12 protein-coding genes are annotated in these 12,615 nt (G+C 63.7%); 6 read left to right on the top strand and 6 right to left on the bottom strand.

Annotated features, from left to right (window positions below; translation table 11 throughout):
* The first annotated feature begins 39 nt into the window (after positions 1-39).
* From GYB81_RS19320 to GYB81_RS19335, 4 genes are all read left to right on the top strand, one after another.
* On the top strand, positions 40-561 hold the full coding sequence (locus tag GYB81_RS19320; protein ID WP_161897939.1) for a MarR family winged helix-turn-helix transcriptional regulator: 522 nt from the start codon (positions 40-42) through the stop codon (positions 559-561).
* Positions 562-699: 138 nt separating this feature from the next.
* Complete coding sequence (locus GYB81_RS19325) at positions 700-1,224, top strand: RNA polymerase sigma factor (RefSeq protein WP_438810726.1); 525 nt, start codon at positions 700-702, stop codon at positions 1,222-1,224.
* Entirely contained in the window at positions 1,221-2,174 is a 954-nt protein-coding gene (locus GYB81_RS19330; protein WP_161865273.1) for a FecR domain-containing protein, read from the top strand. Before GYB81_RS19325 ends, GYB81_RS19330 begins: the two co-directional genes overlap by 4 nt.
* Positions 2,175-2,254: 80 nt before the next feature.
* Positions 2,255-4,678: a TonB-dependent siderophore receptor gene (locus GYB81_RS19335; RefSeq protein WP_161865274.1), complete on the top strand. Its 2,424-nt coding sequence runs from the start codon at positions 2,255-2,257 to the stop codon at positions 4,676-4,678.
* Positions 4,679-4,716: 38 nt separating this feature from the next.
* On the opposite strand, the gene GYB81_RS19340 is transcribed toward GYB81_RS19335, so the two are convergent.
* Positions 4,717-5,376, bottom strand: a complete 660-nt coding sequence (locus GYB81_RS19340) for a hypothetical protein (protein ID WP_161865275.1) — start codon at positions 5,374-5,376, stop codon at positions 4,717-4,719.
* A gap of 143 nt (positions 5,377-5,519) precedes the next feature.
* Here GYB81_RS19340 and GYB81_RS19345 point away from each other — a divergent pair, with 143 nt between their 5' ends.
* Positions 5,520-6,131 (top strand): LysE family translocator, encoded by a 612-nt coding sequence (locus GYB81_RS19345; protein WP_017677277.1) that lies wholly within the window; start codon positions 5,520-5,522, stop codon positions 6,129-6,131.
* A complete protein-coding gene (locus tag GYB81_RS19350; protein WP_161865276.1) occupies positions 6,131-7,321 on the top strand; it encodes a benzoate/H(+) symporter BenE family transporter in 1,191 nt (396 codons plus the stop codon). Before GYB81_RS19345 ends, GYB81_RS19350 begins: the two co-directional genes overlap by 1 nt.
* Positions 7,322-7,422: 101 nt before the next feature.
* On the opposite strand, the gene GYB81_RS19355 is transcribed toward GYB81_RS19350, so the two are convergent.
* The 5 genes from GYB81_RS19355 to GYB81_RS19375 all read right to left on the bottom strand — a co-directional run bounded on the left by GYB81_RS19355 (position 7,423) and on the right by GYB81_RS19375 (position 12,515).
* Entirely contained in the window at positions 7,423-8,325 is a 903-nt protein-coding gene (locus GYB81_RS19355; protein ID WP_161865277.1) for a bile acid:sodium symporter family protein, read from the bottom strand.
* 100 nt (positions 8,326-8,425) lie between these two features.
* Positions 8,426-9,187, bottom strand: a complete 762-nt coding sequence (locus GYB81_RS19360; protein WP_161865278.1) for an SDR family oxidoreductase — start codon at positions 9,185-9,187, stop codon at positions 8,426-8,428.
* A gap of 218 nt (positions 9,188-9,405) precedes the next feature.
* Positions 9,406-10,107 carry an orotidine-5'-phosphate decarboxylase gene (gene pyrF / locus GYB81_RS19365; RefSeq protein ID WP_161865279.1) on the bottom strand — a complete coding sequence of 234 codons (702 nt, stop codon included), beginning with the start codon at positions 10,105-10,107 and terminating at the stop codon, positions 9,406-9,408.
* 189 nt (positions 10,108-10,296) lie between these two features.
* Positions 10,297-11,214 (bottom strand): response regulator, encoded by a 918-nt coding sequence (locus tag GYB81_RS19370; RefSeq protein ID WP_161865358.1) that lies wholly within the window; start codon positions 11,212-11,214, stop codon positions 10,297-10,299.
* Positions 11,211-12,515 (bottom strand): ATP-binding protein, encoded by a 1,305-nt coding sequence (locus GYB81_RS19375; protein WP_161865280.1) that lies wholly within the window; start codon positions 12,513-12,515, stop codon positions 11,211-11,213. The genes GYB81_RS19370 and GYB81_RS19375 overlap by 4 nt, the downstream gene beginning before the upstream one ends.
* Positions 12,516-12,615 lie beyond the last annotated feature (100 nt).

Here is a 12,615-nt window from a genome sequence, read left to right on the forward strand (position 1 = left end):
CTTGACCGAAACTACGCCCGCAGCCCGAGATACGTCAATATGTCTGACCTAAAAAATTTCCCCGAGAAGTTTTTAACGTCGCCCCTCGAGGGCGCACAGGGCGGCCGTCAAGGCCTGCAGGTCATCAAGAATGCCGCTACTCAGCAAGCCGCCATGGAAGCCTTCTTCTTCGGCTACCAGGCCTTCACCGCCAAGCCCGACGAAATGCTGGCCAAGCGCGGCCTGTCACGCGTGCATCACCGCATACTATTTTTCATCGCCAAGTATCCGGGCCTGAACATGACCGAGCTGCTGGGTTATCTGGGTGTGAGCAAACAGGCGCTGAACATGCCGCTGCGCCAGCTGATCGAGATGAACCTGGTGCAAAGCGAAGCCGCCGCTGACGACAAGCGCAAACGCCTGCTCGGCTTCACGCCAGAAGGCGCCAAGCTGGAACAGGCCCTGCGCCGTGAGCAGGCGCGCCTGCTGCAGCGCGCGTTCGCCGAAATGAGCGAAGATGCGGTGCGCGGCTGGCTGGAGGTCAATCACGCCCTGGCACGCAGCCGCCAAGAACGCACCTGAGCCCTTCCACTCCCCGACTCAACCTGCCTCTTTCGTTGGCCCGCACCACCGGTCACGCCAGCAATTGCGTGATTGCACCCTGACACGAGCTCTGCAATCATATGCGAATCATTATCACCTTAACTTAGATATCGCGAGGTGCGCGTGTCGGTTCAGGATTCCAGCGATCAGCAGCTGGTCGGTCTGCTTTACCGCGACCACCGTGACTGGCTGTTCGGCTGGCTGCGCAGAAGCCTGAACTGTGCGCAGCGCGCCGAAGACCTGAGCCAGGACACTTTCGTACGCCTGCTCGGTCGTACTGATCTGCACAGCCCACGCGAGCCCAGGGCGCTGCTGACCACCATCGCCAAGGGCCTGCTGGTCGACCAGTTCCGCCGCAGCGCGTTGGAGCGCGCCTATCTGGAAGAACTCGCGCAAGCTCCCGAAGCCGTGCAGCCGAGCCCGGAGGAACAGACACTGGCGCTGGAACAGTTGGCCGAAATCGACCGCCTCCTCGACCAACTGTCGAGCAAGGCACGCGCGGCCTTCTTCTATAACCGGCTGGATGGTCTGGGCCATGCCGAGATCGCTGAACGCCTTGGCGTGTCGCCATCCCGCGTGCGTCAGTACCTCGCCCAGGCTCTGCGCCAGTGCTATGTCGCGCTGTACGGAGCGCCGCGATGAGCCAGGTCTCGGCGCGCGTGCTCGATGAAGCCATCGCCTGGCAACTGTGCCTCGACTCCGGCGAAGCCAGCGAACAGCAGCGCAACGATTTCGCCGACTGGTTGGCTGCTCACCCGGAGCATGGCCTGGTCTGGCGGCGTCTTGGCGGGATCGACCAGCAACTCTACGCAGCCAGCGCCCCCATGGCACGACGCGCACTGCTACAAGGCAATGCCAGCCGTCGACGCAGTCTGCGCCGGCTTGGCGGTGGTGCTCTCGGCCTGCTGCTGGCCACCGGCGTCACGCTGCTGGCTCAGCAACGCCCGCTGGGTGATTATTTCGCCGACTACCATACGGCCAGCGGCGAGCAGCGCGACCTGTTGCTCACCGACCGCAGCCAGATTCGCCTCAACAGCCGCAGTGCACTGGATATCGAGTTCGACGACAACGAACGACGCCTGCATCTGCGCAGCGGCGAGATTCTGATCCAGACGGCCAATGGCGATGCCCGACCGTTCATCGTCGAGACGGATCAGGGGCGTTTGCGGGCGCTGGGCACGCGCTTTCTGGTGCGGCGCGACGGCGCCGCGACCGAGTTGATCGTGTTGCAGTCGGCGGTCGCAGCCAGGCCGCTGGCCGGCTCGCAGGAGCGCATCATTCACAGCGGTGAACAGGTGCGCATGGACAGCCAGCACCTCAGCGCCAGCAGCCCCGCGCCGGTCGGCGCCGACGCCTGGAGCCGCGGCATGCTGGTGGCGGACAACCTGCCGCTGCAACACCTGATCGACCAGCTTGGGGAATACCACAGCGGCTTTCTGAGCCTCGATCCCAGTCTGGCCGGGCTGCGCATCAGCGGCAGTTTCCCCCTGCATGACAGTGACAAGGCGCTGGCAGCGCTGGCATTGAGCCTGCCAGTACGGGCCGAGCGGCTGGGGCCCTGGTGGACCCGCGTGGTGCCGGCGGAAAAATAATTTTTCCCGCCCCTGTCACTTTTCCTTTCTGCTTCGGCAGAAGGGCATTGAGATACATTAACTCTTAGGAGAGGTTCGCAATGTCCTTCCGCCCTGCCCCGTTCCGCCATACGCTGCTGGCCCTGACCATCGCCTTAGCCGGCCATGCCGGGCTGACTCATGCCGAGCCCTATCAGTTGCCGGCCGGTCCCTTGGCCACCACGCTCAACCAGATCGCCAGCCAGGCCGGCGTAACACTGAGCATCGATCCCACGCTGACCGAGGGCAAAAGCTCGGCACCGGTCACGGGTGACTACGAGGCCATCGAAGCGCTCAATCAGGCGCTGCGTGGCACCGGCCTGCAGCTGCAAGGCAGCGGCGGCGCCTACAGCCTGGTCCCGGCAGCGGAAGCTGCCGTAGCACTGCCGGACGTGACCGTCACCGCCAGCGAGCAGGCCGCCGAAACGGCGCTGGGCCCGACCCGCGGCTACCTGGCCAACCGCACCGCGACCGGCACCAAGACCGACACGCCGCTGCTGGAAACGCCGCGCTCGATCTCCGTCGCCACCCGCGAACAGATGCAGGACCGCAAGGTGCAGAACCTCGATGACGCCGTGCGCTACATGCCAGGGGTGATCGCCAGCAGCTACGGCAGCGACAGCCGCGCCGACTGGATGAAGATCCGCGGCTTCGAGCCGATCCAGATGCTCGACGGCCTGCCGCTGCCCAAGGGCAGCTACACCATGGCCAAGCTGGAAACCTGGAATCTGGAGCGTGTCGCCGTGCTGCGCGGCCCCGCCTCGGCTGTGTATGGCCAGACGCCGCCCGGTGGCCTGGTGGATGCCGTCAGCCGCCGCCCGCAGGCTGAAAGCAGCCATGAAGTACAGGTCCAGGTCGGTAACTACAACCACAAGCAGATCAGCTTCGACAGCACTGGCAAAATCGATGATGAAGGCCAGTTTCTCTACCGTTTCAGCGGCACCGGCCGTGACAGCGGCACCACCGTCGAACATATCGACGATCAGCGTTTCAATCTCGCGCCAAGCCTGACCTGGAATATCGCCGACGACACCAGGCTGACCTTCCTCGGTCAGTTCAACCGTGACGATACCGGCGGCACCAGCCAGTTCCTGCCGCTGCAGGGCACCAAGCTGGGCACGCCGGCCGGCAAGGTCGACTACCACAAGAACCTTGGCGACCCTGACTGGGAGTTCTACGACAAGACCTTCTATGCACTGGGCTATGCCTTCGAGCACCGTATCAACGATATCTGGCAGTTCAATCAGAACCTGCGCTACAGCAAACTCGAACTGGATAACCAGATCATCACGGCTGGCGGCTGGGCCACCGCTGTCGCTGACGACGGCACCGTTGCGCGCGGCGCGAACGTGTATGACGAAAACATCAGCCACTTCGCCGTGGACAACAACTTCCAGGCCGATTTCAACACTGGCGTAGTCGGGCATACCCTGCTGCTCGGCGTCGACTATTTGCGCGTCGACACCGATTACCGCTGGCTGTATGGCACAGCGCCGAGCAGCAACATCATCCGCCCGGTCTATGGGCAGGACTTTAGCGGCGTCACTTACTCAGCCTTTCAGGACTACAACCAGAAACGCCGTAATACCGGCCTCTATCTGCAGGACCAGATGGCACTCGACGCCTGGCGCCTGACCCTGGGCGGTCGCTGGGATCGGCTGGATACCGACTCGGTCTTCTATAACGCCAACAATGCCAGGGACAGTCGCCGCGATAGCCAATTCAGCGGCAACGCCGCGCTGAGCTACGTGTTCGACTCAGGTTTCACACCTTACGTGTCCTATGCCGAATCCTTCCAGGCCGAAGCAGGCGGCATGGTAGACACCGGCGCTGGCAGTGGAGAAGCCTTCCAGCCCAGCACGGGCAAGCAGTATGAACTGGGCATCAAGTACCAACCGCCTGGCAGCGAAATGCTGTTAACTGCCGCAGTTTACGATCTGAAACGCCAGAACATCATCACGACCAACACACTGGGGGCCAGCGAGCCCGTGCGTGAAGTAGAAGTTCGCGGCCTGGAGCTGGAGGCCACCGGCAGCATCACTGAAAGCATCAGCCTGACCGCCTCCTACACCTATACCAATAGCAAAATGATCGATACGGCTGATCCTCGTGACAAGAACCGCGCCCTGCCGCTGATTCCCGAGCATCAGGCGTCGATCTGGGCCGACTACGACTGGAACCGGGGTATGCTGGCGGGCTTCGGCGTCGGTTTTGGCGCCCGTTTTGTCGGCTCCACCGATAATATTGCCGTCGGCAACATGGGTTTCGTACGTGACGCCTCCGACGGCCACAGCAGCGCTTACACCGTCTACGACGCTGCGGTGCGCTACGACCTCGGTCAGCTCGATGCCAGCCTGCGTGGTGCCAGCGTATCGCTCAACGCCAACAACCTGTTCGACAAGGAATACCTGGCCACCTGCGACGGTTTCTACTGCTATGCCGGCGACCCCCGCCGCGTGACGGCGAGCCTCGACTACAAATGGTAAGACGCTGAAAAACCAGAGCCGCCCATGGGCGGCTCTCGTCACTTCGGGCGCAGGTGATCGGCCGCCTGCAACTCGGCAGCCCCTCTGAAGAACACCAACATCAGCGCCACCCCGGCGCCGAGCAACGGCAGCAGCGCCAGCAGCATCAACAGCACGGTGGCCAACATCAGCCCACCGACGATATCGAGCCAGGCCATCACCTTCAGTGGCGGATAAGGGTATTGCAGCTTGAGCAGCCGGATGCCCAGCCAGGTGGTGCCTATCCCTGTCAGGCACAGCAGCGTCATATAGCTCAAAGTCTGCCAGTCGAGCCCAGTAAACAGCTGCTCGCCGAACAGTAAATCGACCAGCTCCAGCAACAGAGAACCTGCCAGCACAGCCCATACCGGTGCGCCCAGGTTTCGTGCAGCAAAGCGGGCTTCGGCAAAGGCCTTGAAGCGCAGCAGCAGGTAGCAGCCAAGCAGTACCAGCACCAGACCCAGCCAGTCGGTGTAGGTAAACAGCAGCTCGGCCTCATGCGCTTCCAGCAGCGCGCCGGCGAACGTCAGCCCGACCACCAGCGCATTGCCCAGCACCGAGACCAGCGCCAGCCAGCCAAGTACACGCAACTGCCTGGCATGCCAACCCGGCAATGCCCGAGCATCGGAGCCGTCGAGCAATTCCACCTCAGGCGTACTGTAAGGATTGTCCGGTTGCATGGCCTTTATCCCTGTTCGGCAAAAATCCGAGGCTAACCACCCAGGCAGCGCTTGGCCAGACTGTACGGCCCAACCCAGCCATGGCTGTACCGCGACGCCGCTGCGGTGGCGCAATAGGCTTTGCCAGTCCCGGGAGAACGACCATGTCCACCGAACTGCTGCTCGCCTTCATCGCCTTCGCCTTCGTCACCTCGGTGACGCCTGGCCCCAACAACATGATGCTGCTCGCCTCCGGCGTGAACTTTGGTGTGCGCCGCAGCATTCCGCACATGCTCGGCATCAGCCTGGGTTTCATGCTGCTGGTGGCCGCCGTAGGGCTGGGCCTTGGCCAGGTGTTCCAGCGCCTGCCGGTGCTGCACGATGTGCTGCGCTATGTCGGCGCTGCGTATCTGCTCTACCTGGCTTGGAAGATCGCCCAGTCCGGCGCGCCGCAAAGCCGTGAGAACCCGGAGGCCAAACCCTTCACCTTCATTCAGGCAGCGGCCTTTCAGTGGGTCAACCCGAAGGCGTGGATCATGGCCATCGGCGCCATTACCACCTATACACCGCAGGATGGTTTTTTCAGCAACGTGTTGCTGATCGCAGCCCTGTTCGCGTTGGTCAACTGCCCCAGCGTAGGTTTGTGGACCGTCGCCGGCAGCATGCTGCGCAAGTGGCTGGACAACCCGCGCGCCCTGCGCGCATTCAACATCGGCATGGCGCTGCTGCTGGTCGCCTCGCTCTATCCCATCATCGTCGACACTGGAATGTTCTGATGCAAGACGCCGCCCCTACCCGCCTGCGACCACTGGCGGACACCTCCACCTCGGCCGTGGTCGCTGGCTTCATCGCCATGCTCACCGGCTATACCAGTTCCCTGGTGCTGATGTTCCAGGCCGGTCAGGCTGCCGGCCTCACAGCAGGGCAGATCTCTTCGTGGATCTGGGCGCTGTCGATCGGCATGGCGCTGTGCTGCATCGTGCTTTCGCTGCGCTACCGCGCGCCGGTGATGATCGCCTGGTCCACTCCCGGCGCCGCGCTGCTGATCACCAGCCTGCCGCAGGTCTCCTATGGCGAGGCGATTGGCGCCTACATCCTGGCCTCGGGCCTGATCGTGCTGATCGGTCTGACCGGCACCTTCGACCGCCTGATGCGCCGCATCCCCGCCTCCATTGCTGCCGCGCTGCTGGCTGGCGTGCTGTTCAAGATCGGCCTGGAAATCTGCGTGGCCGCCGAGCAGCAACCCATTCTGGTGGTTGCCATGCTGCTCGCCTACCTGCTTGGCAAACGCCTGTGGCCGCGCTACTCGGTGCTCTGCGCACTGATCGTCGGCAGCGTACTGGCGGCGGTCTTCGGTCTGCTGGACTTCAAGGACTTCCAGCTGCAACTGGCCACGCCTGAATGGACCACGCCAACCTTCTCGCTGGCCGCGGCAATCAGTATCGGTATTCCGCTGTTCATCGTTGCCATGGCTTCGCAGAACCTGCCGGGCATGGCCGTATTGCGCGCCAACGGCTATGACGTGCCGGCCTCGCCGCTACTGACCAGCACCGGCCTGGTATCGATTCTGATGGCGCCGTTCGGCAGCCACGGGATTCACATGGCCGCCATCAGCGCTGCCATCTGCGCCGGCCCGGAGGCTCATGAAGATCCGCGCAAACGCTACACCGCGGCGGTCTGGTGCGGGGTGTTCTACGCCATCGCCGGCATTTTCGGCGCCACCCTGGCCTCACTGTTCGCGGCGCTACCGGCAGCGTTGATTCTTTCAATCGCCGCGCTGGCACTGTTCGCCTCGATCATCGGCGGCCTGACCCAGGCCATGAGCGAGCCCAACGAGCGCGAAGCGGCGCTGATCACCTTTCTGGTCACCGCCTCGGGCATGACGCTGGCCGGTGTCGGCTCGGCGTTCTGGGGTATCGTCGCCGGCCTGCTGACTCTGGCCGTGCTGAACTGGGGCAAGCGGTAGATTCTCTGTAGCCAGATGCAATCCGGGCTACGGTCTCCGTCGAAAGTGGGAGGGGCTTAGCCGCGACTATCGCAGGCAAGCCCCTCCGCCATTCTTCAACGCTACGCCTTCTCCCCTTGCACCACTGGCTCGGCCAGCTCGGCGCCATGCACCCGATTGACCCACAAACCGAACAACGCCGCCGTGATGAACATGATCAGGCTGTAGATGGCCGCGGGGATGGCCATGGTCGGGTTGTTCAGCAGCGCCGGGCTCAGCGCCAGGGCGATGGCCAGGGTGCCGTTGTGGATGCCGATCTCCATGGCGATGGCAATCGCCTGGCGCAGGTTGAGCTTGAGCAAGCGTGGCACGCAGTAGCCCACCGCCATGCTCAGCAGGTTGAAGGCCAGCGCCGCACCACCGACCGAGGGTGCGTAGTCCACGAAAGTACGCCAGTCCTTGGCCACCGCCAGCAGGATGATCAGCAGCAGGAACAGCGCCGAGACGATTTTCACCGGCTTCTGCATGCGCTCGGCGAACCCTGGGAAGCGGCTGCGCAACCACATGCCGATCGCCACCGGGCCGAGGACGATGATGAACACCTGCACCACCTTGGCGAACTGCAGCGGAATGGCCTGATCGGCGGACATGAAGTATGCCAGCGACAGATTGACGATCAGCGGCATGGTCAGGATCGCAATGACCGAATTGACCGCAGTGAGGGTGATGTTCAGCGCTACGTCGCCATGGGCCAGATGGCTGTAGAGGTTGGCCGTGGTGCCGCCTGGCGAGGCCGCCAGCAGCATCAGGCCGACGGCCAATGCCGGTGCCAGACCGAACAGTTTGGCCAGGAAGAAACACGCCAGTGGCAACAACAGCAGTTGGCAGGCCAGCCCGATCAATACCGGTTTGGGAAATTTGGCCACACGGGCGAAGTCGGCCAGGCTCAGGGACAGGCCAAGCCCGAGCATGATGATGCCCAGTGCAGCGGGAAGGAAAAACGTCAGCAAGGGGTCGGCGGTCATTATTGTTATCGCTCCAGTTGAACCTGGCAGGATTTTGCGCAGTCAGGGCCACTGCTGACAGTGGCCCTGCGAGCCAACCTTAGCCTGCGGGCCAAAGCCTTCAGATTGCCGTAGCGCCGCCATCGACCGCCAACGCATGGCCGGTGGTGAAAGCCGCATGGTCGCTGCACAGGTAAAGCACCGCGGCGGCGATTTCCTCGACCTTGCCGATACGCCCCACCGGGTGCATGGCAGCGGCGAACTCGGCCTTCTTCGGATCGGCTTCATAGGCGCGGCGGAACATATCGGTGTCGATCACCGCCGGGCACACCGCGTTGACGCGGACTTTTTTCTTCGCGTACTCCACCGCTGCGGATTTGGTCAGGCCGATGACCGCATGCTTGGAAGCGGCGTAGATACTCATCTTCGGCGCGGCCCCGAGGCCAGCCACCGATGCGGTATTGACGATGGCACCACCGCCCTGGGCCAGCAGCAGCGGAATCTGGTGCTTCATGCACAGCCACACGCCCTTGACGTTGACGCCCATGATCGCGTCGAACTCGGCCTCGTTGCCATCGGCCAGCTTGCCCTGCTCGATCTCGATGCCGGCGTTGTTGAAGGCGTAATCCAGACGACCGTATTGCGCCACCGTGGCGTCCAGCAGCGCCTTGACCTCGGCGTCGCGGGTCACGTCACAGCGCACGAAGCAGGCCTCGCCACCGGCCGCGCGAATCAGCTCGACGGTACCCTCGCCGCCTGCCACATCCACGTCGGAAACCACCACCTTCAGCCCTTCGGCGGCGAAGGTCTGGGCCGTGGCACGGCCAATACCGGCGGCAGCGCCGGTGACCAGGGCGACCTGGCCGGAGAACGTCATGCTCATGTCTGCTTCCTCGCAGCGATTCTTGTTGAATTGGCGAGGAGTCTAGCCAGCAAGCCAGACGGCGAGCAGCACTATCAGGCTCTGGAGTGGTGGGTTATGCAGGGCACTGATGGCGACTTCACCAGCGCGGCGCTGCGATCAGCGGGCAGCCCGGATGAAATCCGGTAAAGATCGGACGGCGTGCCAGGCCGCCCCGGATCTCATCCGGGCGACAGGGCTCAGGCGCGCAGTTCTGCGACCACGTCAGCCAAGGCCTGCGCCGGATCGGCGGCCTGACTGATCGGGCGACCGATCACCAGGTAGTCGGAGCCGGCCTCCAGCGCCTGGCTCGGGGTGAGGATGCGCTTCTGGTCGTCGGCGCTGCTGCCGGCAGGGCGGATGCCCGGGGTCACCAGTTGCAGGCGCGGCTGCGCGACTTTCAGCGCGCGGGCCTCCTGCGCCGAGCAGACCAGGCCATCGAGCCCGGCATCGGCGGCCAGGCCGGCCAGTCGCAGCACCTGCTCCTGCGGCGGCACGTCCAGGCCGATGCCGGCCAGGTCCTGCTGTTCCATGCTGGTCAGCACCGTCACGCCGATCAACAGCGGCTTGGCGCCGGCCAGCTTGTCCAGTTCATTGCGGCAGGCCGCCATCATGCGCAGGCCACCGGAACAGTGCACGTTGACCATCCACACGCCCAGCTCCGCCGCGGCCCTAACCGCCATCGCCGTGGTGTTGGGAATGTCGTGGAATTTCAGATCGAGAAACAGCTCGAAGCCCTTGGCCTGCAGCGCCTCGACCACCTGCGGGCCGCTGCGGGTGAACAGCTCCTTGCCGACCTTGACCCGGCACAGCGCCGGATCGAGCTGATCGGCCAGGGCCAGAGCGGCATCACGGCTGGGAAAGTCGAGGGCGACGATGATCGGAGTTTGGCAGGCGGGCATGAACGGGTCTCGGACAGGTAAAGAACGCCGCGCATTGTAGCGCAAAGCTCGCGGGCGCTGGTCATGGCCTAAGACCAGCACACAGGCAGGGTCTTACGGGAAATACGCTGGGGGAAGCCGTAGGAGCGAGCTCTGCTCGCGAACGCGTTTTCGCGAGCAGAGCTCGCTCCTACAAGGTTTTCCGGCCGATCAGGCAATCAGACGCTCACGCAGACGGCCGAGCATGCCCATCAAACTGCCCACCTTCTCCTGCTCACGCTCGTCACGCGGCGCCTCGGCCAGACGGCTGACCACCTGCTGCGGCTGTGCGCGCCAGATCAAAGCCTGCTCGGCGGCGGCCTTGAGCCCTTTCTCGAACAAGCCGCGGCGAATCGGCTTGGGCAGATAACGAAATATCTGCGCCTCGTTGACCAGTCGCAGCAGCGCCTGGGTGTCCTGAAACGGCGTGACCACCAGGCTGAGCAGGCGCGGATGCGCTTGTGCCAGGGTCTTGAGCAGCGGCGCGGTGTCTTCGCCGGCCAGCTTGAGGTCGCTGACCAGAATGTCCACGTTGTCGTTATTGAGCATCAACATGGCCTCGGCCAGATTGCGGGCACGTAGCAGGTTGTGGCCGCCCGCAACGCAGAAATCGCCTACAACGCCGAGCGTGTCCGGCTCGTCGTCCAGCAACAGCAGCGTCAACGGCGCGCTCAGCTTCTCGCTGGCAACAGCCTGCAGCGGCTGCGCCTGACGCACGGCCAGCTCGGCCGCCTGGCGCAGGGTGAACGCCATTTCCTGCTGATCCCAGGGTTTGGTCAGATAGCGGAAGATGCCACCGTTGTTCAATGCGTCCACCGCGGCATCCAGATCGGAATAACCGGTGAGCAGGATGCGCAATGTATTCGGCGCGATCTCACGCGCTTCGGCCAGCAGCTGTGCCCCACTCATCAGCGGCATGCGCTGGTCGCTGATCAGCACATCAATGTGTTCCTCACGCAGTCGCTGCAGCGCGCGCAGCGGGTCGCTTTCGGTCAGCACCTCGTAATGGCGGCGAAACTGCAGGGCGAGACTGCGCAGAATGCGCTCCTCATCGTCGACGAACATGATGCGAACGGGTGCAGACATCAGGCGCTCCTTTGCATGGCGACGGTGGCGGGCAGTGGCAGGCTGATAAGAAAGCGCGTGCCTCGTCCCGGCTCGGAGGCGACGCGAATCTGGCCGCCATGGTCCTGGACGATCTTGTAGCTGATGGACAAACCCAGGCCGGTGCCCTGGCCGACCGGTTTGGTGGTGAAGAAGGGATCGAATATCTTCGCCATGACCTCAGCGGGCATGCCACGGCCGTTGTCCTGCAGCGAGATGTGGATGCCCTGGGCATCGGCCCAGCTGCGAATCTGGATGCGCCCCATGCCATCGATGGCCTGGGCGGCGTTGGTCAGCAAGTTGAGCAGCACCTGGTTGATCTGCGATGGCGCACAGGCGATACGCGGCAACTCGCCAAGTTGCTGCACCACTTCGGCCTTGTCCTTGATGTTATTGCGCGCGATCAGCAGCGCGCTGCGGATGCAGTCGTTGAGGTCGACCTCCTCGCTCATGGCGCGGTCGAGACGGGCGAAATCCTTGAGACCAACCACCAGTTCGGCAATCTGCTCCAGGCCGTAAAGGGTGTCGCCATACAGCTGCTGCAGGTCCTCGGCCAGCAGTTCCGGCGCGGCCTGCTGGCGAGCCTGTTCGGCAGCCTGCAACGCCTGAGCAAGGCTCGCCTCATCGCAATCGGGGTCGTTCAGGCATTGGCCCAGCCGCGCCTGGGCGGCGGCGAGTTCGAACAGCGGCTCACTCAGTTCGCGCAATAACTGCACGTTGTTCTTCACATAGCCCAGCGGCGTGTTCAGCTCATGAGCGACGCCAGCGACCATCTGCCCGAGCGATGCCATCTTTTCCGACTGCAGCAGTTGTGCCTGGGATTCCTTGAGGTCCACCAGGGCCTGACGCAGTACACGGTTGCGCTGGGCTACCCTCGCCTCCATGGCTTTGAGCAGGTCCAGGACCGTGCCCAGTCCGCAGTACTTACCCTGGACATCGATCAGGATAAAGTCCTCGGTGATCGGGTACTGCAACTGCGCGGAGACCTGCTTCGAGGCCTCCTCCAGGCTGGCTTGCAGGCTGACGATCAGCGGCGCATCGTTCATCACCTCGCCAACCGGGTGGCGGCCGCGCAGGTCGCGCCCGAAACGCTGCATGAAGATGTCCTGCAGGGTGGCGCGGCTAACCAGGCCGATCGGCCGATTATGCTCATCCACCACCGGCAGGGAGAGAAACGCACGGTGCTCGGTGGCCAGGAACAGGTCGGCCACCTCGTTGATACTCATCGATGCGGCGAGCGGCGTGACGGCTCGCATCAGCGATTGCAGCGCTCTGGCATGGGTCACGAACGGCCTCCCCGTGCGATCGGAAAGCCGCCATTCAAACAGCATCAGGTTGCCATCATGTGACAGGTGTCACACGCAGATGCGCCAGGCAGGTGCATCA

It is taken from the genome of Pseudomonas yangonensis (genome assembly GCF_009932725.1).
Classification (GTDB): domain Bacteria; phylum Pseudomonadota; class Gammaproteobacteria; order Pseudomonadales; family Pseudomonadaceae; genus Aquipseudomonas; species Aquipseudomonas yangonensis.